Raw genomic sequence first — 20,648 nt, forward strand, 5'->3', positions numbered from 1 at the left:
GTGCGCGCCCCGGGTGGAAGGAGCCCTCGCCGTGACCACCGACCGGCCCCTACCGGTGATCATCGACTGCGACACCGGTATCGACGACGCCCTTGCCCTGCTGTTCGCGATCCGCCACCCGGGCCTCGACCTGCGGGCGGTGACCTGCGTGGCGGGGAACACCGACGTCGACGGGGTCGTCCGCAACACCCTCACCGTCCTGGAGCAGGCGGGCGCCCCGGACATCCCCGTCGCCCGGGGCGCCGAGCGCCCGCTGATCGAGTCCGTCCGCAGGGCTCCCGTGCACGGCCAGGACGGCATGGGCGACCTCGGCCTGCCCGCGCCGGCCCGCACGTCGGCCGACATGGACGCGGTGACGCTGCTGCGCCGCGAGATCCTCGCCTCCCCGCACCCGGTCACGCTGATCCCCACCGCCCCCCTGACCAACATCGCGCTGTTGCTGCGCACGCACCCGGAGGTGGTGCGCAACATCGAGCGGATCGTGTTCATGGGCGGCGCGGTGGCCACCGGGAACGCCACGCCCGTCGCCGAGTTCAACGTCTGGCACGACCCGGAGGCCGCCGCGATCCTGCTGACCGCCGGCGTGCCGATCACGATGTACGGGCTGGACGTGTTCCAGCGGGTCGTCGTCCCGGGGCCGGACGTACGGCGGCTGCGCGCGAGCTCGGAGCCCGGGACCCGCCTGGCCGGCGAACTGCTCGCCCACCGCGGCCCGGTCACCGACGAGCAGGACCCCGGCGGCGGCCTCGGTGACGCGGGCGCGGTCTGCGCGGTCGTGGACCCGGAGGGGATCACCACCGAGCTCCTCCCGGTCGAGGTCTCCCTCGCACCCGGACCCACCCGCGGCCAGACCGTCGTCGACCGCCGCCCCCGCCCCGGCGAGGCCGAGATACACCACGGCACCCGCGAACAGCCCCTGCTGGACGTGGCGCTCGGCGTGGACGTGGAGCGGTACGTGAAGCTGTGGCTGACGGCGGTGGAGTAGGCCCGCGAGGTTAGGACTACGCCCCTTAGGGGTGTAGTCCTAACCGGCACGCCGGATTCGGGCGATGCCGACGGCCGTTCTGCCGTAGCTGGTGCTCTGACCGGGAAGGTTCGCCGGGTCGGTGGTCGCTTCGTCAGCCTTGGAGCCAGCCGTGCAATCTCCTTTGAGCGGCGGCAGCAGTCCCGAAGAAAATGGATTGCCTTGCGGGCAGCTCTCACCTTGGCTGGGCAGCATGGCTGAACTGCGTACCGATCGCCTCGTGCTCCGTCGATGGCAAGACTCCGACCTTGAACCGTGGGCGGCGATGAACGCTGATCCCGAGGTTCGGGAGCACTTGGGCGACCTGCTCACCCGTGAACAGAGCGATGCCTCCGTGGCGCAGTTCCAGGCTGAGTTCGACCAGCGAGGCTACGGATGGTGGGCAGTTCAGTTGCAGGCCACGGGCGAGTTCATCGGCTTCGCGGGCTTGGACCAGGTGGATGATGGCATGCCGTTCGGGGGGGTGGAGATCGGTTGGAGGCTCGCTCGCTCGGCCTGGGGCCAGGGTTACGCCACCGAGGCCGCCCTGGCCGGCCTGGCCTTTGGCTTCAAAACGCTTGAACTCCCCGAGATCCTCGCAGTGACGACTGCTACCAACCTCCGTTCCCAAGCAGTGATGCGTCGGGTCGGCATGACCCGCGACCCGGCTGACGACTTCGACGACCCCACCGCGCCCGAAGGGCCACTGCGTCCGAACGTGCTGTACCGAATCGCGCGTGGTGTGAGGGTCTGACGCTCTCGGCTCGGTCGTTTCGTCAGGCTGCGGCGGGTGGAGGGCGTCCGTCCCAGCGGATGCCCTTCTCGCTGCGGATGCGGGCGCGTTCGCGACGCTGCGCCGCGAGGACGTCAGGGTGGCGGGCGTTGGGGTTGCGCCAGCGCAGGTAGGCGTGCAGGGCCCGGGTCTGCACGCTGTGGTTGCGGTGGTTGGAGTTGGCGATCGTGAACTGCCGCAGTGGCCCGAAATGGGCTTCGATCGGGTTGGCCCAGGAGGCGTAGGTCGGGGTGAAGCACGGCTCGACGCGGTTCTTCTTCGCCCAGCTCCGGCGCACGATCTGCTGCAGCTTCCGCCCCTCCTGGTCAGTCAGCCTGCGCAGAGGGACAGGCTCAGCCACCCCACACCCCCAGCAGTCGCACAGACGTCTCCGGACATCCAACCGCCGGAACCACCAACCGGCCAACCTTCCCGGTCAGAGCACTAGCGAGTGTCGGCGGGCCGTACCGCCCACCTCTGCTCGACCTTCGCGAGCTTCCAGTACGCGACCGCCGCCGCCCACACCACCACGAACAGGCCGACGATGACGTAGCCGACGTTGTCGAGGTCGAGGTCGGCTATCCAGGTGGTGACGTCGTCGCGCAGGTCGAGCTTCTCGTGGAGGACGCCGACCAGTTCGATGGTGCCGATGAAGAAGGCGACGGCGATGGACAGCCCGGTGATGGTGAGGTTGTAGAAGACCTTGCGGACGGGGTTGGAGAAGGCCCACTGGTAGGCGAAGTTCATGAACGTGCCGTCGAGGGTGTCGAACAGGCTCATGCCGGCGGCGAAGAGCAGCGGCAGGCACAGGATCGCGTACCAGGGCAGGCCCGCCGCCGCGCCCGAACCGGCCATCACCATCAGCGTGACCTCGGTCGCGGTGTCGAAGCCGAGGCCGAAGAGGAAGCCGAGCGGGTACATCTGGCCGGGGCGGGAGATGGACTTGGTGAGGCGGCCGAGGACGCGGTTCATGAAGCCCCGCGAGTCCAGGTGCTGTTCGAGCTCCCTCTCGTCGTACGACCCCGCCCGCATCGCCCGGAAGACCCGCAGGATGCCCACCAGGGCAACGAGGTTGAGGGCGGCGATGAGGTAGAGGAACGTGCCGGAGATCGTCGTACCGAGGAAGCCGAGGACCTGGTGGGTGCTGGAGCCCTCGTTCATGACCCGGCCGGCCAGCTGGGTGCCGCCCGCGATCAGCAGGGCGAGCAGGACGACCACGCTGGAGTGGCCGAGCGCGAACCAGAAGCCCACCGACACCGGCCGCTTGCCGTCGGCCATCAGCTTGCGGGTGGTGTTGTCGATCGCGGCGATGTGGTCGGCGTCGAAGGCGTGACGCATGCCGAGGGTGTAGGCGGTGATGCCGAGGCCGATGCCGAAGGCCTTGTCGCCGACCTCGTAGTGGCCGGGCACGACGAGCAGGAAGAGGATGCCGAAGGCGACGACGTGCAGGGCGGCGATGACCGCCATCAGCACCGCCGTCCGTACGGTGTCCTCGCGCCGCCAGCGGAAGGTCGCGCGCAGGTCGGCAGGGTCGGTCATGCGGTCACGCTCCAGCACCTCGTGGATCAGTTCGTGAGATGCCGTGGCCGGTCTCCTGGCTTGCGGGTGCACGCGCCCGGCCCTGCCTTCCCAACCACCTCGCGGCGGCCAGTGGCTGTCCCTGACGGGACGCGGGACGGGAACTCCCCGATCACAGTGGCGAGGGCCGCGTCGGCTTCACACCGACTTCCCGAACACCACGGCCCGCCCACGGTAGGGGGACGCGGGGGCTCCTGCATAGCCGCGTACCTGCGCAGGTAGGGAAGATCACATACAGCGCACACGAGGACGAGGCGGGTGGTGGCCGACCTCTCCACCACCCGCCCCGGTGCGTCAGAACGTACGAGATCTACGAGATCTACGAGATCTACGAACGCGTCGCCTTGCGCCTGCGCGTCGTGATGACGATCGCCGCGCCGCCGACCAGCAGGGCGCCCGCGCCCGCGGCGATCATGCCGGTGTTGCTGTTGGCGCCCGTCTCCGCCAGGTCACCGCCGCCGCCGTGCGGGGCCGGGGCCGGAGGAGTGGTGGATGCGGAGGTGCTCGGGGTGGGGGTGGAGGCCGGCTCGGAGGGGCTCGGGGTGTCGGCGGGGGGCTCGCTCTGGGCGGGCGGGGTGGCCGGCTCCGACGCCGGGGGCGTCGCCGGGGTTGAGGGAGGCGTGGAGGCGGGCGGGGTGGACGCGGGCGGGGTCTCGACGGTCGTGCAGTCCGTCTTGCCGCCGTTCCAGGCCGCGATCAGCTTGTCCTTGATCACCGGGCGGTCGGGGCCCTTGGGCAGCTCCCCGTGCTCGAAGCCGTCCTTCGCGTCGAGCTTGCCGTCGAACTTCGTGGCGCCCCGGTAGAGGTCGACCTGTGCGTAGCAGCCCGCGTCCGGCACCGCGATGTCGAGGGAGTCGGTCTGGCCGGGCTTGACGGTCACCGTGTCGAAGTCGACGAAGACCTGCTCACCCGAGGTGCGGAAGTCCGCGCCGTGGGCGAGGAAGGAGGACAGGGAGGCGGTGCAGGTGCTCGCGTCCCCGGCGGCGCGGACCTTGATGTGGACCTTGCCGTCCTCGGTCGGCTTGAGGTTCTGGTCGTCGACCTTGACCGAGTCGAAGAAGCCGACGCCATCCAGGGAGAACTGGCAGCGGTCCGTGCCGGTCTCCGTGCCCGCTCCCGTACCCGGCTGGTACGCCCCGCCGGACTTCCAGCCGTCCCCGCCGGGCTCGGAGGCCCAGGCGCCGGAGGCCGCGGCGACGGAGGCGGCGCACAGGGCGAGCGACGCGGCGCCCGTCCCCAGCAGGCGGCGCATGGTGACACGTCTCGCTATGGACATGCATATCCCATCTTGGCGTGCGAAACCCGGGTACGGCGGAGGGCAGCGCGGCGCTACCGGCCGTACCGGGGGTGAGCGGTCGAAGAAACACTGGGCTCATTGGTCACATGCGCCACAGCGTGCACTCATGGTGGATCTCATGGCGGAACGCTGTCAACCTGCTGCTGAGCCAGGGTACTTCGGCCGTCATTACGTTTCCGTCACAGGAGGAATCGAACGTTCCGACGGTGGCAAGGTTCACTTTTCCGGTGATGTGGGCAGAATTTCCCTTTATCGTTCATAGACCGGGTTCATTGACCGCGTTCATGGACCGTGTTCGTAGACCGCCCGTCAGCACCGAACCCGAAGAGGAGACCGCGTGATCGTCCGCACCACGCCCGACCTCTCGTCCAAGGATCCGAACTGGTGGCGCCAGGCCGTCATCTACCAGGTGTATCCGCGCAGCTTCTCCGACGCCGACGGTGACGGGCTGGGGGACATCAGGGGTGTCACCCAGCGACTGTCCCACCTCGCGGCGCTCGGCGTGGACGCCCTGTGGCTCAGCCCCTTCTACCCCTCCGAGCTCGCCGACGGCGGCTACGACGTCGCCGACTACCGGGACGTCGACCCGCGCCTGGGCAGCCTCGACGACTTCGACGAGATGGTCGCCGAGGCCCACCGCCTGGGCCTGAAGGTGATCGTCGACCTGGTCCCGAACCACACCTCGCACCAGCACGTGTGGTTCCAGGAGGCGCTGGCCGCCGGGCCGGGTTCCGCCGCCCGCGAGCGGTACGTCTTCCGGGACGGCCGGGGCGAGCACGGAGAGCTGCCGCCGACCGACTGGCAGTCCGTCTTCGGGGGCAGCGCGTGGCAGCGGGTGCCGGACGGGCAGTGGTACCTGCATCTGTTCGCGCCCCAGCAGCCCGACCTGAACTGGGCGCACGACGAGGTCCGCGCCGACTTCCGCACCACCCTGCGCTTCTGGTGCGACCGCGGGGTCGACGGCTTCCGGGTCGACGTCGCCCACGCCCTCACCAAGGACCTGGCGGAGCCGCTGCGCGACCTGGGCGCGCCCGAGCTGAGCCGGGAGGAGACGCTGCCGGACTTCGCCCCCGGCACCCACCCGTTCTACGACCGTGACGACGTCCACGAGATCTACCGCGACTGGCGCACCATCCTCGACTCCTACACCCCGCCCCGCATGGCCGTCGCCGAGGCGTGGGTGTACGGGGCGCGCAGGGCGCTGTACGCGCGCCCGGACGAGCTGGGGCAGGCGTTCAACTTCGAGTACCTCAAGGCGCGCTGGGACGCGGCGGAGCTGCGCCAGGTGATCACCGGGTCACTGGAGGACGCACGGCTGGCCGGTGCCTCCGCGACCTGGGTGCTGTCCAACCATGACGTCGTGCGGCACGCCTCCCGGCTGGTGCTGCCGCCGGGCACGGACGAGAACGCCTGGCTGCTGTCCGGCGGCCACGCGCCCGCCGTGGACCTGGAGAGGGGCCGGAGGCGGGCCCGGGCGGCCACCCTGCTGATGCTGGCGCTGCCCGGCTCGTCGTACGTCTACCAGGGCGAGGAGCTCGGGCTGCCCGAGGTGGCCGACCTGCCGCTGGAGGTCCTCCAGGACCCGATCTGGCAGCAGACGGGCCGGGTCCGCAAGGGCCGCGACGGCTGCCGGGTGCCCCTGCCGTGGACGACGGACGGACCGTCGTACGGCTTCGGCCCGGGCGGTGCCTGGCTGCCGCAGCCGGCGTCCTTCGCGTCGTACGCCGTGCAGGCCCAGGACGGGACCGAGGGCTCCGACCTGGAGCTCTACCGCGCGGCCCTGAAGCTGCGCCGCAAGCTGATCGACGGCGAGGACCTGACCTGGCTGGAGGACACCCCGCCCGGCGTCCTCGCCTTCACCCGCAACGACGGCTGGCGCTGTGTGGCCAACCTCTCCGACACTCCGGTCGCCCTCCCGTCCGGCGAGGTCCTCCTGACCAGCGCTCCCCTGGAGGCGGACGGCCGCCTGGGTCCGGACAGCACGGCCTGGCTCGCCTGAGCCGGCGCTCACCCCGCCGACGGGCTCGGTGAGGCCCCCGGTGCCTCCGTGCTGTCCGCGGGTGGGGTGAGGACCACCTCGGGTGCTCCGGGGGCCGGGGGCGGCGGGGTGACGTCGGAGGCGGGGAGCTTGGGCGGGGTCGTCTCCTGGAAGAGGACCTGGTCGAAGTTGACCAGGCCCGTCTTCTCCATGACGGAGATGTGGTCCAGGACGGTGGTGTTGGCCTGGTCGGCGAGCTGGCGCACCAGGGTGTTGCGGGTGGTGGAGCGGATCTTCGACACCGTGTTGAAGATCGTGCCGTGCGTGACGCGCAGGATGTTGGCGAAGTCGGAGTCGAACTGCTTGCCGCTGTCGCTGCTCAGCGTGGTGACGAAGCCCTGCTGCTGCGGGCTCGGCTGGTTGGGGATCGTGATGCCCAGCTCGGGCGCGATCCGGCGGACCGTCGCGTCCAGGGCCGCGTGGCCGGAGATCAGGTGCTGCCCGGCGGTGACGACCGCCTTGGTCGTCCCCTTCTGCACGGCCATCTGACCCACCGGGTACTCCCACAGCCCGGCCGCCCGCACCTTCACCACGAAGTCCCGGTCCGCCTCGGTCAGCGGCCCGGAGGAGGTCTGGGCGATGATCCGGTCGGGCGTGCTGGACACGTTGTTCATGCCGAGCATGGCCGGATAGGCGAGCGCGATGATCGTCAGGCTCAGGGCGCCGCCCACGAAGAGCGTTCCCGTCGCGTTCCGCGAGAAGAGCACCGTGCCTCCTGCCCGGTCGAGGATCCCGCCGCCGGACGGCGGGTCTGGTCGCAGGGGAGTACGGGCCGGCCGGTCAACGGAGCCTCTGTCATTGGTCAAAGCTTCCCAACCTCCCTCCCGAACAAGTAAGTTCCCATAAGGAACTGACTGGTCGTACTGACCGTCCTTCGGAAGGGAACGCCCGTGACGCAGCAGACCTGGACCGCCGTCGACGCCTACTTCAACGCCCAGCTCATCGAGGAGGACGAGGCCCTGCTGGCGGCCGGCCGGGGCAGTGAGGAGGCCGGACTGCCGCCGCACCAGGTGGCCCCCAACCAGGGCAAGCTGCTCCACCTGCTCGCCCGCGTCCAGGGCGCACGGACCGTTCTGGAGATCGGCACCCTCGGCGGCTACAGCACCCTCTGGCTCGCCCGCGCCCTCCCCGAGGGCGGCCGCCTGGTCACCCTGGAGGCCGACGAGCGGCACGCCCGGGTCGCCGCGGACAACATCGCGCGCGCCGGCCTCGACCACGTCGTCGACCTGCGTGTCGGCAAGGCCCTGGACACCCTCCCGCGCCTCGCGGAGGAGGGGGCCGGCCCCTTCGACCTCGTCTTCGTCGACGCCGACAAGCCCTCGAACCCCGACTACCTCGACTGGGCCCTGCGCCTCACCCGCCCCGGCAGCGTGATCGTCGGCGACAACGTCGTGCGCGACGGCGCGGTCACCGACCCGGACAGCACCGACCCCCGCGTCCAGGGCGTCCGCCGCTTCACCGAACTCATCGCCCAGAACCCGAAGTTGACCGCCACGGCCATTCAGACCGTCGGCGAGAAGGGGTACGACGGCTTTGTGCTCGCCGTCGTCACCGGCTGACCGGCGAGAGCAAAAGCGAGAACGAGAGACGGAACGAGAGACGGAACGAGAGACAGGGGGGACGACCATGGCGAGGATCGCCGAGCTGACGTACTACCCGGTGAAGGGCTGCGCCGGAGTCACGGTCTCCGAGGCGGAGCTCACGCCTACCGGGCTGGCGTACGACCGCCGTTATGTGATCACCGACGAGGCGGGCGAGCTGCGCTGGCTGTGGGGCGACCCGCAGCTGGCCCTGATCACGCCGGAGCTGGGCCCCGACGACGCGTGGCTCGTCCTGCGCGCGCCGGGGTACGGCGAGCTGCGGGTCGACGCGGACCCCGCCGCCGCGCCGGTGGAGCTGCCCGGCCGGCGCTACGGGGCCGTCGACCAGGGCGAGGCGGCCGCCGCCTGGGTGTCGGACGTGATCGGCGCGCCCAGCAGGCTGCTGCGGGTGCCGCCGCAGCAGGACGGCGGGCCGGTCGCCGCCAACAACAACCGGCTGCACATCGTCTCGCGGGCCACTCTCGGCCTGCTGAACCGGCGCCTCGCCGAGCGGGACGACCCGGTGCCGGCGCTGCCCATGAACCGGTTCCGCCCGAACCTCGTCGTCGACGGCTGGGACGACCCGCACACCGAGGACCGCGCCCGCCGCCTGACCGTCGCCGGCATGGAACTGACCCACGCCGGGGCCACCGTCCGCTGTGCCATCACGATGGTCGACCAGCACACCGGCCGCCGCGCGGGCCCGGAACCACTGCGCACCCTGGCGACCTACCGCAAGGTGGGGGGAGGGATCGTCTTCGGCGCGTACTTCGCGATCGGCCGCACCGGAAAGCTGTCGGTCGGCGACGAGGTGTCGGTCGCGGAGTGGCGGACTCCGGAGCCGGTGTGACGGGCGGGCCGGGGGCGATATGAGGTCCATACGGCGCAACAGCGGGCGTCACCTGCGGGAACGGGCCGGGAGAATCGAGGTCGGGGGGTGCCCGAAACCGCAACCGAGAACCCCTCCACTCGCACAGGGAGCCCCCCGACATGAGACGCTCACGGCCGAGCACGGCAGCCGCCCTGATGTGCTCCGCAGCGGCCCTCGCCGCCTCCGCGCCCCAGGCCTCCGCCACCGTGCCCGACACCTCCGTGCACCACCGGGGCGACCTGTGGGCCGCCGTCACCATCGTCCCCGGGCGCGCGGGTGTCCTCGACGTCTCCGGTCACACCGGGCCCGCCCCGGGCGCCGGTTCCACGCTCACGCTGACGGCGCCCGGCCGGACGACGATCACGGACACGCCCCTGGCCGCCCAGGGCTACCGGGGCGCGATCGCCGCCGACGGCCGCAGCGGGACGTACACGTTCACCGGAACCGGTACCCAGGCCCCGTGGCAGGGGCTCTCCTTCCCGTTCGTCGTGGCCGTCCCCGGCGACGCCGTCCCCGGCACCCGGCTGACCGGCTGCACGCTGCGGCTGACCGACGCGGAGGGCGTCACGCGGGACGACGGGACGTGTGCGGTGACCGTCGGGCTGCCCGAGCCGACGCTGGTCAGCCCGACGTCGGGCGTGCCGCTGGGGCTGCGGCCGGAGGTGTCCGGGACGGCGTACCCGGGCGCGCAGGTCGCCGTACGCGACAAGGACGACACCGAGGTGTGCTCCACGACCGCGGGAGCGGACGGCGCGTGGTCCTGCGCCCCGGCACCCGGCCTGCCCGCCGGCGACAACCGGCTCCAGGCGACCGCCACCCTGAACGGCGTGAGCGCGGCGAGCGAACAGGTCGCCATCACGGTCGCACCGCCGCGACGGTGAGACAAGGCCCGTATCCAACACTCGTACGGTAAAGAGGTGTTGGGGAAACGTTGACCCGTTCGCGGCAGAGTCCTGGCGATTTCGCGGGAGAGTCCTGACGAACCCTCGACCTAGGGTCGCCGCATGCCCCCACAGCCACCCCCGCGCGTCCCCGCCGCGCTCCCCGTCCTGCCCTACCGCAAGCCCACCAAGGGCCGTGACTACTGGGTCCTGGACGACGTCCTGCCCGACGTGGACGCGGTACGGGAGCGCTGTGTCGCCAAGGACGACTGGGTGCGGGGATACCCGTACACCTCGGAGACCTGGCCGGGGCTGCGTGCCATGCCGGGCCTGGAGCCGGGTGAACTGGCCCGGATCGAGCGGCTGGTGAAGAAGGCGACGGGGGCGAAGGAGCTGTGGGTGCAGCGGGCGCCCGGCGGCGGCACCCTCAACCACAACTGCGTGCAGGTCGTGGGGGAGGGGGAGAGCGAGCCGCGCCCGCACACCGACTCGCGCCACCTGTGCCGCTACGCCGCCGTCCTCTACCTCAACCCCGCCGTCCCCAAGGACTGCGGCACCAGCTTCTACCGCCAGTCCCTGCCCGGCGGCCGTCTCGGCGGCAACGTCGTCCAGGCCCCGCACCACAACCTCGTCGAGGCGCTCGGCACCCGGTTCGTGGCGCCGGACGCCTTCGAGGAGGACGTCCGCGTGCCGCACAAGTACAACCGGCTGCTGCTCTACCACGCCAACCTCGTGCACAGCGCGACCGGTTACTTCGGTACGACGCTCGACGACAAGCGGATGACGGCGGTCTTCTTCTGGATGGCCTGACCCGCCGCACCGGGCGTTCAGTAGCGCAGCGCCCGGCCCACGTACGCCTTCACGTCGCCGGACAGCTTGTGCGTGCTGCGGGCGGTGGCCGTCCCGGTCTTGCCCGCCGCCACGTCGGGGACGGTGACCACCACGACATCGAGGAGCCCGCCGCCGGACTGCTCGAAGTCGACCTCCACGGCGAACGACCGCTTCTCGCTGTCGGTGTTGGACGCGGTGACCTCGACGGTCGTACGTCCCTGGCTGTCGGTGGCCGGCTTGCCCAGCCGTACGTCGCCCTTGACGTCGACGCCGTTGTCCACCTGGTCGAGCTTCTTGCCCGCCTCCGCGGTCGCCGACGCCAGGACGTCCCCCGCCTTCGAGGCGAGCGAGGACGCGGCGGAGGCGGCGTCGCTGACCACGGACTCGGGACTGCTGTCGTCCGAGCAGCCGGTCAGCCCGGCCGCCAGCGCGAGCGCCGTGACCGCCGCCAGCGCCGTGCCTCTCGCGCGGCGGGTGCGGTGAGCGGGCATCTTGCCTCCAGGTTCGGGGTGTCCCTCCCAGTGAAGTCCGTCCCGCGCCCGCCCGCATGCCGGGCGGCCCGGACGGCGTACCCGCCGCCGGGTGATCGCCGTACGGCTCAGCGCCTGGCCTTCTTGTACCGCCGCATCAGCTCCACGATCCGGGCCTGGTCCGCGCGGCCGTTCAGCTCGACCAGCAGCTCGTCCGGGCACAGCTCGTAGAAGTCGCCCCAGAAGCCGCGTCTGCGGTTGTCCCAGATCCGGTACCCGCCCCGCACCCCCCGGGCGACATAGCGCCTCTTGCTCATGCCGTGCAGTGTCCCTCCGGCACGGGCGTGCCCCGTACTGGTTATTCGTCAGCCCTGGATGCCGTGCAGGACGGGGAGCAGGTCGTGTCCGTGACGCCGTCCGGCGGGGTCACCGTCAAAACGGCGGCCGGGGTGTCCTCCAGGGTGCCGGAGAGGGTGTAGGTGAGGGTGCCGCCCGGCGCGATCGTGCCCGTCGTGTGCAGGGTGCCCTCGCCGGACGCGGCGCCGCAGGAGCTGCCCGGGGTCGCCACGCAGGTCCAGGAGGCGGGCACCGGGTGCTCGATCGAGGCGTGGGCGGCCGTCGAGGGGCCGCCGTTGGACACCGTGATGGTCGGCCCGTCCCGCGTCACCGACAGCGAGGTCTGAGGTGCCGTCACCACCGGATGGACCGGCCGGGCGGCGTCGTTGCCGGGCTCCGGGTCCGCCGTACGGGAGCCCGACGTCGCCACGAGCGCCAGGTCCGCACCCGTTCCCGCGTACGACGGGCGCAGCCTGACCGTGAAGTCCCAGGAGACGGCGGCGCCGGGCGCCAGCACCCGCGCCGGACCACAGGTGACTTTCCGGCCGGCGGCCGTGCAGCCCTCGCCCCGCGAGAAGACGAAGTCGACGCCGTGGGGAAGGGTGGCCGTCGCGATCACGTCGGTGGCCTCCGACGGACCGTCGTTGCCCACCGTGAGCGCGTAGGCGAAGGTGCCGCCCGGGAAGATCGGATCGTCGTCCGTCGCCCCTGCCACCGCCACGGCCGTGACCAGGTCGGCCTGCGGGGCCCGGCCCCCGGCCGCCGTGACCGATCCGGCGAGCGCGACAACGAGGAGCAGCGCCCGTAGCGGGCGGATGAGGGATGACCTGCGCATGAGAACGCCCTCCGGGTGCCGACGGCTGTGCACTCATGCTCGGTCGGCCGCCGTACCAACCGTCGGCCGCCACGCCCTTCGGTCCCGCGAAGTCACCCGAACTCGCACCACACGACCTTCCCGGGCGCCCTGGCCCCGACCCCCCACTTGTCCGCCAGCGCCGCCACCAGCAGCAGCCCCCGCCCGCCCTCGGCAGGCTCCGCCCCCTCCGCGAGCGGTATGGCGGGCACACCGTCCCCGCTGTCGTGCACCTCCACCCGCACCCCGCCGTCGTACGGCAGCAGCCGCAGCAGGAATCCCCGGCCGGGTGGTACGCCGTGCACGAGGGCGTTCGTCGCGAGTTCGCTCACGCACACCAGCACGTCGTCGGCGCGCGGGCCGATCTCCCACTCGGCGAGCGCGTCCCGGGCGAAGCCGCGGGCGGCCGGTACGGACCGACGCTCCCGCCGGTAGAAGCGTTCACGTGGAGAGAGGGGTGGAGTTCCTTCGTTCACGGGACGATGGTCACGGTACGTGGCCATCATGGGACAGTGCGTGCACGCGTACATCTTGTCCGTACGAGTGCGCGATGGTGAACGTACGCGCGCGGGTGGGGAGTTGCACCGCATGAGCACCACGACTCGACGGTCACGCAGGAACGCCTCGGCGATGAAGATGGTGGGCGCCTTGCTCGCGGTCTTCCGGGAGGCCGCCGGATACACGCAACGGTCGCTCGGTGAGCTGTTCGTCGTCAGCGAGCAGCAGATCGCCTCGATCGAGCAAGGCAGACGGCCGCTGAAGCCGGATCTGGCCGAGCAGTTGGATGAGCTGCTGGGGACGAAGGGGGCGTTGAGTGAGGCGCTGAAGTACATGCCGGAGGTGGACTTGGTGCCGCTGTGGGCGGAGGAGTTCCTGGACAGGGAGCGGGAGGCCATCTCGATCGCCTCCTACGAGAACCAGGTGTTGCCGGGTCTGCTTCAGACGGAGGCGTACGCTCGGGCGGTGTTCGGCAGCCGAGTGCCGGTCTACGACGAGGACGAGATCGTTCAGTTGGTGGCGGCCCGGGTCGAGCGTCACGGGATCCTCCACCGCAAGGTGCCACCGATCACCTGCTTCGTGGTGTGGGAACCGGCGGTGCGAGCACCCGTGGGCGGTAAGGAGGTCTGGGTCGAGCAGTTGCGGCACTTGCGCGCGTGCTCCGAACTACCCGGTCTCATGCTTCAGGTGCTGCCTCTGGATCGCACCACTCACGCCGGACTCAACGGCCCGTTCGTGCTGCTGGAGACCCCCGAACACCAGCGGCTCGCCTACGTGGAGAACCAGCGGGGAAGCCAACTGATTGCGGACCCCGGCGAGGTGGCGATCCTCACGCAGAAGTGTGCGATGCTGCGGTCACAGGCCCTCACACCCGAGGACACGAGGGATTTGCTGGACCGTCTGCTAGGAGACCAATGAGCGGCACCGCACTTCGCTGGTTCAAGTCGAGCTACAGCGGCGATGAGGGCGGCAACTGCCTCGAAATGGCCGCCCAGCCCCGTGCCATCCACCTCCGTGACTCCAAGAACCCCGCCCTCGGCTACCTCACCATCGCCCCCTCCACCTGGACCTCCTTCCTGCGCAGCCAGGTCAGTGGGGGCACCGCCGAACCGAAGTAGGGCGTGATCCGCACCTCGAAGTGGAGGTGCGGGCCGGTGACGTTGCCGGTCGCGCCCGCCAGGCCCACGCGCTGTCCGGCGGACACTCGCTGCCCCTTGCGCACGAAGATGCGTGCCAGGTGGGCGTAGTGCGTGAAGTAGCCGTCGCGGTGACGGACGACGACCTGGTTGCCGAAGCCGTCGCCGCAGGTGCTGGCCCGTACCGTGCCGGGGCCGACGGCGTAGACCGGTGTGCCGGCGGGGACGGCGAAGTCCTGGCCGGTGTGGCGGTGGGGCCAGTGGCGCCCGCGGGCGGCGTACGAGGCGGAGAGCCGGTAGCCGCGGGTGGGTGCCCTCCAGGTGGCGTCACGGTCAAGGCCGGACGGTGACTGCGGGGTCCCGATGCGACAGTTTCCGGCGCGCCCGGACGGGTCGACGGCCACCGGGTCGCCACCCCGCCTCCCCGCCGCCCACAGCATGTCCCACAGCTCGCTCCGGATGGCCTTCCTGCGCCGCTCGGCGTCCCGCACCTGCTCCGGGTGGGCCGCCTCGTCGTGCCGCAGGCGGTCGACGCGGGTGCGGGCCGCCTCGTGGGCGCGGACCGCGCGGGCGGCCTCGTCACGGTAGGGGTCGGCATCGGCGCCGGCGGGGGCCGCGGTGAGTGCGACCAGCAGGACGGCCAGCAGGACGGCGCCGTGCCGTGCGATGCGGGTGCGGTGGTCTCGTCGCATCTTCGGATCGTCGGTCAATACGGCGCGGCCGTGTGGCAACACGCCGTACGTTGCTCCGGTCGGGTGCGGGCCGGACGGCGGCCTGGGCCTTGGAGTCCGGCTTCCTGATCCTGGGCGAGGAGCCCGACGCGGCAACTCTTCCCCCGCCGGCGGCGACAGGTGGGGCGAACACGCCCCCCACACGAGGAGTTGGGATGCGCAGACATCTCGCGCGCTTACTCACGGTCCTGGCCGTACTCGCGGCCCTCCTCCCGGCGTCCGCCACCCTGGCGGCGTCCCGGGCCGAGGCCGCCGACGACTGGAACCCGCCGGCCAACCTGAGCCAGCCGCTCAACCAGGTCTGGAACCACGTCCAGTCGACCTACCCGGACCTCTACGGCTTCCGGAACTACGGCTGGGACCAGGTCATGGCCAACAAGGGCAGCGTCAACTACTGCGTCCGCTGGGAGTCGGACGCCCCGGTGAGCGCGGCCCTGCGCGACCGCATCCACGCGGCGCTGAAGAAGCAGTTCGCCAAGTGGATGGCGGCGATGGTGGAGAACGGCAAGGGGCACAACGCCTGGCCGTACACCAACGTGCCCGTCAACATCGTCGGCTGGGCGGTGAAGAACCGCAGCACCCTGCAGTGGACCGACAACTCGGTCGACGTCTACGCCAACAACCTGGACGGCGGCGGCGCCCCGCAGTGCGCCCCCGACTGCGGCCGCTTCTTCCACCAGGACGGCAACTACTCCCGCTGTCCCGGCGGTGTCACCCGCCACTACGACCAGTCACTCTGGCTGACCAAGGGCTTCCAGGGCGGCGCGGGAGGGGACTGGGGCCAACGCGTCGGCCAGGAGTACTTCACCGGCGCCCTCGCCCAGGAGAACATCCACATCTATCTCCACGAGGTCGGCCACACCTTCGGCCTCGACGACTTCTACGACTGGACGCCCACCGGCCAGTGCTGCTTCATCATGAACGCCGGCAGCGCCACCCAGATCACCGAGTTCGACAAGTGGATGCTGCGCGACTTCTGGCGCCACCTGAAGAACCGCTGGGGGCTGTGAGCCCCGCCTGAGAGCCGCCCGCGAAGCCCCGGGGCATCGGCCGGGGGGCTTCGCGGAAGACGCGATTTTTCCGGACCGCCGCGGACAGCGCGCTCGGTCCACACGGAAGAGGGCGCCCCGCTTGTGCGGAGCGCCCCCTGAAGGCGTAATCGGAGCCCTACGGATTCACCACGATCTTCGCCGTGTTGTTGGCCGTGTTCGGGTCGAAGGGGAACGACGTGGTCCAGCCGGGGCGGGCGGTGAGTGTTCCGGTGGCGTTCTGGACCACTCGGTCGATGGTCAGGGAGAAGGGGAGGTCGACCTCCGCGTTCTGCTTGACCCAGATCGGGAGGTCGCAGTCGTAGCGCGGGGCGCCCAGGAGCTGGTGGAAGGGTGCGCCGGTCAGGGTGCGGGGCTCGCAGGTGTCGGGGACGTCCGTCGCGCGGGTGCCCTCGGGGACGCGGAACTCGACGGTCGCGACCGGTTCGCCGGAGCCGAGGTGGGCGACCCAGGCGGGGCCCCTGTTGAGGAAGCTGAAGGTGGCGGGGACCGTGGTGCCCGCCTCGCCGTGGACGATGGCGCCGCGCACCTCGAAGTCGGCCTTGTTCGTGGCCTCGATCATCCAGGAGACGTAATTGTCGTCGGTCTGGAGGTCGGTGGCACCGTCGGCCGGTTCGACGCCGAAGTCCAGGCGTTCGTACAGAGCGTGCTCCGCGACGTCGATTTTCAGCGGTTCGGGCAGGTCGACGGTGGCGCCGGGGGCGACGACCGTGTCGAAGGCGCAGGTGACATGGGTGATCGGAAGCTCGTTGTCGGCGGACGGGTCCGTGCACTGCGGGTACTTCGTCGCGAAGTCGAGGCCGTCCGTCGCCAGCATCTCCACGGTGAAGCCGTTCGCGGCCACGTTGCCGGTGTTGGTGACGGCGAACGACGGGGCGGTGACGGTGCTGCCCGGTCGCGCGCCCTTCAGCTTCTCGGCGGGCCGGATGCCCAGGTCGGGGCCGGAGTTGATGGTCACGGTGGTGTCGAACGAGCCGTGCGGAGCGATGAGTTCACCGTCGGGGCCGCCCTGGGCGGTGGCCTCGTAGGTGATCCTCCCCTGTGCGCCCGGCGCCGCGCCGGGCAGCGCGCGCACCTTGAGCTGTACCTGCTCCCCCCACCCCCACTCCTGAAGGGGGACCTCGGGGACCGAGCACACGGCCGTGGCTCCGCTGGGCACGCAGTTGTCCGGCCAGGCCACCTCGGCGACGCCGGCCAGGCCGGAGGTGTCGACGGTGATGCGGCCGTCGGTGATGCTGTAGTCGCTGGCGTGGTACAGGCCGACGGGGAGGTCGCTGTACTCGCCGCTGCCTCCGGCCCGGACGACGGAGAGGGCCTGTTCGGACGGCACCTGGATCCACAGTTGGTCGGACTGCTCGTCCTCCGCCGAGGCGGGCGTGGCCAGCAGGCCGACGGCGGTCAGCGCCGCGGCCAGGGCGCCGGTTGCTCCGAGCCGCAGGGCGCGGCTGACGGAGACGGGTGTCATGACATCCCCCTGAAGTGGACTGCGTGGGTCAGGGATTGGACGACGGCGCGGCGCCGATGGTTGTACGGCGGAAAGCCCCGGGTCCGGCCGGTGTGGCCGTGCCCCGGGGCCGGGAGGGTGTGACTTACGGGGCGTTGACCAGGTCGACCGGCGGTACCTTCACCGTCCGGGCGCCGGGCGTGCCGCCCAGGATCACCTTGCGCAGGGAGACGTTGTTCTTGAGGCTGGTCTCCTGCAGGCGCTTCGCCGGGTTGGCGATCACCTTGATGTAGTACGTGCCGTTCGGCAGGTCCGTGATGTCGAAGGACTGTCCGGGACGGTACTGGGTGTAGGTGTCGCCGGAGCCGACGTCGAGGACCTCACGCACGGAGATCGCGTTCTGCGAACCGCAGGCGGTCGACAGGTCGGTGTTGTACGGGTGCCAGTTGGCGTTCTTCACCGTGTAGTCGACGGCGTCGGTGTTGGCGAGGCAGAACGCCTCCTTGCCACTGCGCACCCGCCTCGTCTGGTCCGCGCTCAGCAGCTGGTAGCTGGCGAAGTCCGTGAAGTGCCAGTGCTCGTGACCGACGCGCGGGTCCCACTCCATGGTGCCCGCGGGCGAGTAGCCGACCTGCTTGCCCTTGGCGTCGTAGTAGTACTGGTACGAGTCCATCAGCTCGGCGCCCGGCTTGCGGAAGCCGTCCACCACGAGGGGGGCCGGGCCCGCGTTCCAGACGTTGGCGCTGAAGGCGAGGTAGTCCTTGCCCGCGACGTCGCCGTCCTCACCGTCGGTGATGGAGATGTCCCAGGCGGGCAGCGAACGCAGGTCCGGCTTCGGCACGTCGGCCGGGACGCCCGCACGGCCGGTGGGCCGGTTGGCGTTGGCCTTCAGCGCGGGCGCGATGCGCGAACCGTCGGTGTGGTCGCGTCCGTCGCCCATGTGGTGGGCGAGACCGCGCTGCTCCAGCGCGTGCGAGAGGGCGCCCGGGGTGGGGGCGTCCGCGCCGCGCGGGCCGTAGTGGTGGCCGGCGTGGCCGTTCATGCCGGGCGTGGAGGCGCCGCCGTGGTTGTGGTGCGACATCGCGGACGACATGGAGCCGGACACGCCCTCGCCGCCGCCGTTGTCGTTCCTGATCTCACGGACGGTGACCTTGATGGTGGGCGTGTCGTTCGGGATGCCGAACAGGTCGCGGTACTTCTTCGCCACCGATGCCTTGGCCGTGTAGGTGCCCGCCGGCAGGTTCACCGGGTGGTCGTAGTCCATGGTGCTGGTGTTGGACGCCCAGCCCTTCTCGACGCCCCACACCGAGCCCAGCGTCCACGGGTTGGTGGGGCAGCTCTCCGGGTACTTCGACGTCGCCGAGGCGTCCGGACGGATCCGGCCGGCGGCGTTGTTCGGGCAGTAGGTGCCCTTGCTCTTGGCGACCTCGCGGCCCGCCGAGTTCTTGATGGACACCTCAAGGAAGCCGGGCAGCCCGGAGAAGTCCTTCACCAGCCCGGCGGGCAGCTTCTTGACCTGCGTTCTGGTGCCGTTGCGCAGGATCTGCTGGGCGACGACGGGGTCCTTGTAGGACTTCCGGTTCACCTTGAACTCGAACGGTGCGTTGTCGACCTGGAGGTAGGTTCCGAGGTCGAGGTAGACGCCGGGCTCCCCCTCGTAGCGGTCGAGCGTCACGGACTTCGAAGCGGCGATCAGCTTCAGCTTGGGCGTGCCGGGCGTGGCGGACTGCGCGCCCGCGTTGGGCGCTGCCGCCGCCGCGGCTACGACGACGGTGAGCGCGGCGCCCGTGGCGAGCGCGGAGCGCTTCAGGCGGCTGCGGTGTTCCTGACTGGTCATCGGTTCCTCGTCTGCGAGTGCCATGGTCGTGGCATCGGACCGGACAGCCCTCAGACCGGCACGAACACCCCGGACGCACCCCACGCGCCCATCGCCGACCTGTGAGCATCATGTGAGACCGGTGTGGGGGCGGTGTCGGTTGCCTGGCCAGAAATAAATGGCCGGATAAGGCCACTTGGGCGTTGTGTGCGGAGTTCGGGCGCGGATTCCGGACGGTTCGCGCCTTTGGTGGCGCGAAAGCGGCCGCCTCCTGGTGGGGAAGCGGCCACATCCGTCGTCCAGGTGATTCCGGTTGTGATTCCGGCCCCGGCGGTCCGGCGGGTCGTTCCGGTCGCTCAGCCGACGCTCTCGTCGGATAAGAGCATGGCCCCGATCGGGGGACGCATCCTCATCCGATGGGGCCATGCGAGGGGGAAGGCGTACCACCGGCGTGGGCGGGTGCGTTGCAAAGGCATGCATTGCACTGTCACGACCGGGCGTCTGTACGGAGTACTCACCGGGACCGCACCCGGGGAGCCGCCCATCTACGCGGCTCTCGTGCGGGAGTGGCGGGTCGGCGGCCGGACGGTCCCCGGTGTGCGGGACCACCAGTGGGTCCTCCTCACCGCGATGGGACCCGCGACGACCGGTCCGGGTCCGAACGCTCGTGGCTGACGGCCCGCTGCGGTCCGCCGTATGCCGGTCCGCCGCCGAGGTGCCCTCAGTCGGCCTGGTCGCCGGCCCGCAGGACGGGCCTCCTGGCGGGCGCTCCACAGGTGGGGCATCTGCGGTCCGCGGGGTACTGAGCGGCGCGTCTGCCCAGCGCCAGCTGCAGGGCGAGCTCGACGACCGCGGGCACGAACAGCGCGCCGGTGCCGTTGGGCGGCACCAGCCAGCGCAGCCGCCCGGCGGCCCGGTGCGGTGCGGGTACGGCGATCCAGGCTCCCTGGCCCGCGTACCGGATGCCGGAGCCGATCCAGCGGCCCTCCGGGTCGGGCGGCAGGAAGAAGGCGACGCGGCGGGCCGCGGCGTCGGCGAGGACGGGGCCGGGCTCCTGCGGGATGCAGAGCAGGGCGTCGAGGGCGGGCATCCCCATCTCCTCCGGGACGCTCAGCACGTCCCAGAACCGTCCGCAGGCCAGTACGGCGATCCCGCTCTCCCCGTGCCACTGCTGCTTGCAGGCCCGTGGGTCGGTCGCCGCGGCGGCGAGCCACTCCATGGCCTGCCGCGTGACTGTTCGCATGGTGCCCTCCGCGCTTCGTCGGCCCGCTCGCGCGGGACGCGTCTTCCTCTCGGCGCCGGGGTGGCCGGCCCCGGCAACCGTCATGCTCGTGGATATTTCTAAGGCACGGAAGGGGTGGCGAACCGTGGCGATTACGTTCGATATGTTCGCTCCTGGAGCACGTGTTCTACGCACCTCGTGGCGCCGGGCGCGGGTGAGGTGGCGTCAGCGCTCCTTCCGGG

Annotated in this window: 21 protein-coding genes, 1 pseudogene and 1 riboswitch; of the genes and pseudogenes, 10 read left to right on the forward strand and 12 right to left on the reverse strand. The window is 71.1% G+C overall.

The annotated features are described in order from the left end of the window. Positions 1-31 precede the first annotated feature (31 nt). Together IG99_RS17745 and IG99_RS17750 are read left to right on the forward strand one after the other, a co-directional pair. A complete protein-coding gene (locus IG99_RS17745; protein ID WP_037675052.1) occupies positions 32-985 on the forward strand; it encodes a nucleoside hydrolase in 954 nt (317 codons plus the stop codon). A 232-nt stretch (positions 986-1,217) separates the two neighbouring features. After that, positions 1,218-1,757 carry a GNAT family N-acetyltransferase gene (locus tag IG99_RS17750; protein ID WP_037675213.1) on the forward strand — a complete coding sequence of 180 codons (540 nt, stop codon included), beginning with the start codon at positions 1,218-1,220 and terminating at the stop codon, positions 1,755-1,757. A gap of 22 nt (positions 1,758-1,779) precedes the next feature. On the opposite strand, the pseudogene IG99_RS17755 reads toward IG99_RS17750, so the two are convergent. The 3 genes and pseudogenes from IG99_RS17755 to IG99_RS17765 all read right to left on the reverse strand — a co-directional run. Beyond that, positions 1,780-2,061, reverse strand: a pseudogene (locus IG99_RS17755) (IS630 family transposase); the annotation flags it as partial. A 158-nt stretch (positions 2,062-2,219) separates the two neighbouring features. Further along, entirely contained in the window at positions 2,220-3,314 is a 1,095-nt protein-coding gene (gene nicT, locus IG99_RS17760; protein ID WP_199815541.1) for a Nickel transporter NicT, read from the reverse strand. A 28-nt stretch (positions 3,315-3,342) separates the two neighbouring features. Then, positions 3,343-3,531, reverse strand: a riboswitch (cobalamin riboswitch). Positions 3,532-3,681: 150 nt separating this feature from the next. Next, positions 3,682-4,629: an LPXTG cell wall anchor domain-containing protein gene (locus tag IG99_RS17765; protein WP_037675054.1), complete on the reverse strand. Its 948-nt coding sequence runs from the start codon at positions 4,627-4,629 to the stop codon at positions 3,682-3,684. A 358-nt stretch (positions 4,630-4,987) separates the two neighbouring features. Between IG99_RS17765 and IG99_RS17770 the strand changes: the two genes are divergently transcribed. After that, positions 4,988-6,649 (forward strand): glycoside hydrolase family 13 protein, encoded by a 1,662-nt coding sequence (locus tag IG99_RS17770; RefSeq protein ID WP_037675056.1) that lies wholly within the window; start codon positions 4,988-4,990, stop codon positions 6,647-6,649. Between the two features lie 8 nt (positions 6,650-6,657). On the opposite strand, the gene IG99_RS17775 is transcribed toward IG99_RS17770, so the two are convergent. Continuing rightward, positions 6,658-7,359, reverse strand: coding sequence for a DUF4142 domain-containing protein (locus IG99_RS17775; RefSeq protein WP_037675217.1), 702 nt, complete (start codon positions 7,357-7,359; stop codon positions 6,658-6,660). Between the two features lie 219 nt (positions 7,360-7,578). Here IG99_RS17775 and IG99_RS17780 point away from each other — a divergent pair, with 219 nt between their 5' ends. From IG99_RS17780 to IG99_RS17795, 4 genes are all read left to right on the forward strand, one after another. After that, a complete protein-coding gene (locus tag IG99_RS17780; RefSeq protein WP_037675057.1) occupies positions 7,579-8,247 on the forward strand; it encodes an O-methyltransferase in 669 nt (222 codons plus the stop codon). Positions 8,248-8,314: 67 nt separating this feature from the next. Then, positions 8,315-9,118 carry an MOSC domain-containing protein gene (locus IG99_RS17785; RefSeq protein WP_037675058.1) on the forward strand — a complete coding sequence of 268 codons (804 nt, stop codon included), beginning with the start codon at positions 8,315-8,317 and terminating at the stop codon, positions 9,116-9,118. A 140-nt stretch (positions 9,119-9,258) separates the two neighbouring features. Next, positions 9,259-10,020, forward strand: coding sequence for an Ig-like domain-containing protein (locus tag IG99_RS17790; RefSeq protein WP_037675059.1), 762 nt, complete (start codon positions 9,259-9,261; stop codon positions 10,018-10,020). 123 nt (positions 10,021-10,143) lie between these two features. Then, positions 10,144-10,830, forward strand: coding sequence for a DUF6445 family protein (locus tag IG99_RS17795; RefSeq protein ID WP_037675060.1), 687 nt, complete (start codon positions 10,144-10,146; stop codon positions 10,828-10,830). Between the two features lie 17 nt (positions 10,831-10,847). Here IG99_RS17795 and IG99_RS17800 read toward each other — a convergent pair whose 3' ends face one another. The 4 genes from IG99_RS17800 to IG99_RS17815 form a co-directional block, all read right to left on the reverse strand. Continuing rightward, positions 10,848-11,342, reverse strand: a complete 495-nt coding sequence (locus tag IG99_RS17800) for a hypothetical protein (protein ID WP_037675062.1) — start codon at positions 11,340-11,342, stop codon at positions 10,848-10,850. A 107-nt stretch (positions 11,343-11,449) separates the two neighbouring features. Continuing rightward, complete coding sequence (locus tag IG99_RS17805; protein WP_037675063.1) at positions 11,450-11,638, reverse strand: hypothetical protein; 189 nt, start codon at positions 11,636-11,638, stop codon at positions 11,450-11,452. A gap of 41 nt (positions 11,639-11,679) precedes the next feature. After that, complete coding sequence (locus IG99_RS17810; protein WP_037675064.1) at positions 11,680-12,492, reverse strand: DUF11 domain-containing protein; 813 nt, start codon at positions 12,490-12,492, stop codon at positions 11,680-11,682. Positions 12,493-12,584: 92 nt separating this feature from the next. Then, positions 12,585-13,013 (reverse strand): ATP-binding protein, encoded by a 429-nt coding sequence (locus IG99_RS17815; RefSeq protein ID WP_063768319.1) that lies wholly within the window; start codon positions 13,011-13,013, stop codon positions 12,585-12,587. A gap of 85 nt (positions 13,014-13,098) precedes the next feature. On the opposite strand from IG99_RS17815, the gene IG99_RS17820 reads away from it, so the two are divergent. Continuing rightward, positions 13,099-13,926, forward strand: coding sequence for a helix-turn-helix domain-containing protein (locus IG99_RS17820; protein WP_037675066.1), 828 nt, complete (start codon positions 13,099-13,101; stop codon positions 13,924-13,926). Next, positions 13,923-14,126 carry a DUF397 domain-containing protein gene (locus tag IG99_RS45550; protein WP_078947767.1) on the forward strand — a complete coding sequence of 68 codons (204 nt, stop codon included), beginning with the start codon at positions 13,923-13,925 and terminating at the stop codon, positions 14,124-14,126. Before IG99_RS17820 ends, IG99_RS45550 begins: the two co-directional genes overlap by 4 nt. Here the strand turns inward: IG99_RS45550 and IG99_RS17825 are convergent. Continuing rightward, a complete protein-coding gene (locus IG99_RS17825; RefSeq protein WP_037675067.1) occupies positions 14,048-14,836 on the reverse strand; it encodes a M23 family metallopeptidase in 789 nt (262 codons plus the stop codon). The two genes, IG99_RS45550 and IG99_RS17825, sit on opposite strands and share 79 nt — an antisense overlap. 194 nt (positions 14,837-15,030) lie before the next feature. On the opposite strand from IG99_RS17825, the gene IG99_RS17830 reads away from it, so the two are divergent. Further along, positions 15,031-15,885, forward strand: a complete 855-nt coding sequence (locus tag IG99_RS17830) for a hypothetical protein (RefSeq protein ID WP_037675070.1) — start codon at positions 15,031-15,033, stop codon at positions 15,883-15,885. Positions 15,886-16,042: 157 nt separating this feature from the next. Here IG99_RS17830 and IG99_RS17835 read toward each other — a convergent pair whose 3' ends face one another. The 3 genes from IG99_RS17835 to IG99_RS17845 all read right to left on the reverse strand — a co-directional run bounded on the left by IG99_RS17835 (position 16,043) and on the right by IG99_RS17845 (position 20,427). Then, positions 16,043-17,389: a COG1361 family protein gene (locus IG99_RS17835; RefSeq protein ID WP_037675071.1), complete on the reverse strand. Its 1,347-nt coding sequence runs from the start codon at positions 17,387-17,389 to the stop codon at positions 16,043-16,045. 124 nt (positions 17,390-17,513) lie between these two features. Further along, positions 17,514-19,229, reverse strand: a complete 1,716-nt coding sequence (locus tag IG99_RS17840; protein WP_037675072.1) for a lysyl oxidase family protein — start codon at positions 19,227-19,229, stop codon at positions 17,514-17,516. Positions 19,230-19,905: 676 nt separating this feature from the next. Further along, a complete protein-coding gene (locus IG99_RS17845) occupies positions 19,906-20,427 on the reverse strand; it encodes a hypothetical protein (RefSeq protein ID WP_037675074.1) in 522 nt (173 codons plus the stop codon). Between the last annotated feature and the right edge of the window lie 221 nt (positions 20,428-20,648).

This window comes from Streptomyces griseus subsp. griseus, from assembly GCF_000720255.1.
Lineage (GTDB): Bacteria > Actinomycetota > Actinomycetes > Streptomycetales > Streptomycetaceae > Streptomyces > Streptomyces griseus_I.

Bases quoted from the DNA above. Each gene is read 5' to 3' on its own strand.
- IG99_RS17835 (WP_037675071.1), bottom strand. From the start codon at position 17,389: ATGACACCCGTCTCCGTCAGCCGCGCCCTGCGGCTCGGAGCAACCGGC.
- IG99_RS17805 (WP_037675063.1), bottom strand. From the start codon at position 11,638: ATGAGCAAGAGGCGCTATGTCGCCCGGGGGGTGCGGGGCGGGTACCGG.
- IG99_RS17820 (WP_037675066.1), top strand. From the start codon at position 13,099: ATGAGCACCACGACTCGACGGTCACGCAGGAACGCCTCGGCGATGAAG.
- nicT (WP_199815541.1), bottom strand. From the start codon at position 3,314: ATGACCGACCCTGCCGACCTGCGCGCGACCTTCCGCTGGCGGCGCGAG.
- IG99_RS17790 (WP_037675059.1), top strand. From the start codon at position 9,259: ATGAGACGCTCACGGCCGAGCACGGCAGCCGCCCTGATGTGCTCCGCA.
- IG99_RS17815 (WP_063768319.1), bottom strand. From the start codon at position 13,013: ATGGCCACGTACCGTGACCATCGTCCCGTGAACGAAGGAACTCCACCC.
- IG99_RS17795 (WP_037675060.1), top strand. From the start codon at position 10,144: ATGCCCCCACAGCCACCCCCGCGCGTCCCCGCCGCGCTCCCCGTCCTG.
- IG99_RS17830 (WP_037675070.1), top strand. From the start codon at position 15,031: ATGCGCAGACATCTCGCGCGCTTACTCACGGTCCTGGCCGTACTCGCG.
- IG99_RS17840 (WP_037675072.1), bottom strand. From the start codon at position 19,229: ATGGCACTCGCAGACGAGGAACCGATGACCAGTCAGGAACACCGCAGC.
- IG99_RS17785 (WP_037675058.1), top strand. From the start codon at position 8,315: ATGGCGAGGATCGCCGAGCTGACGTACTACCCGGTGAAGGGCTGCGCC.
- IG99_RS45550 (WP_078947767.1), top strand. From the start codon at position 13,923: ATGAGCGGCACCGCACTTCGCTGGTTCAAGTCGAGCTACAGCGGCGAT.
- IG99_RS17765 (WP_037675054.1), bottom strand. From the start codon at position 4,629: ATGTCCATAGCGAGACGTGTCACCATGCGCCGCCTGCTGGGGACGGGC.
- IG99_RS17800 (WP_037675062.1), bottom strand. From the start codon at position 11,342: ATGCCCGCTCACCGCACCCGCCGCGCGAGAGGCACGGCGCTGGCGGCG.
- IG99_RS17810 (WP_037675064.1), bottom strand. From the start codon at position 12,492: ATGCGCAGGTCATCCCTCATCCGCCCGCTACGGGCGCTGCTCCTCGTT.
- IG99_RS17825 (WP_037675067.1), bottom strand. From the start codon at position 14,836: ATGCGACGAGACCACCGCACCCGCATCGCACGGCACGGCGCCGTCCTG.
- IG99_RS17750 (WP_037675213.1), top strand. From the start codon at position 1,218: ATGGCTGAACTGCGTACCGATCGCCTCGTGCTCCGTCGATGGCAAGAC.
- IG99_RS17845 (WP_037675074.1), bottom strand. From the start codon at position 20,427: ATGCGAACAGTCACGCGGCAGGCCATGGAGTGGCTCGCCGCCGCGGCG.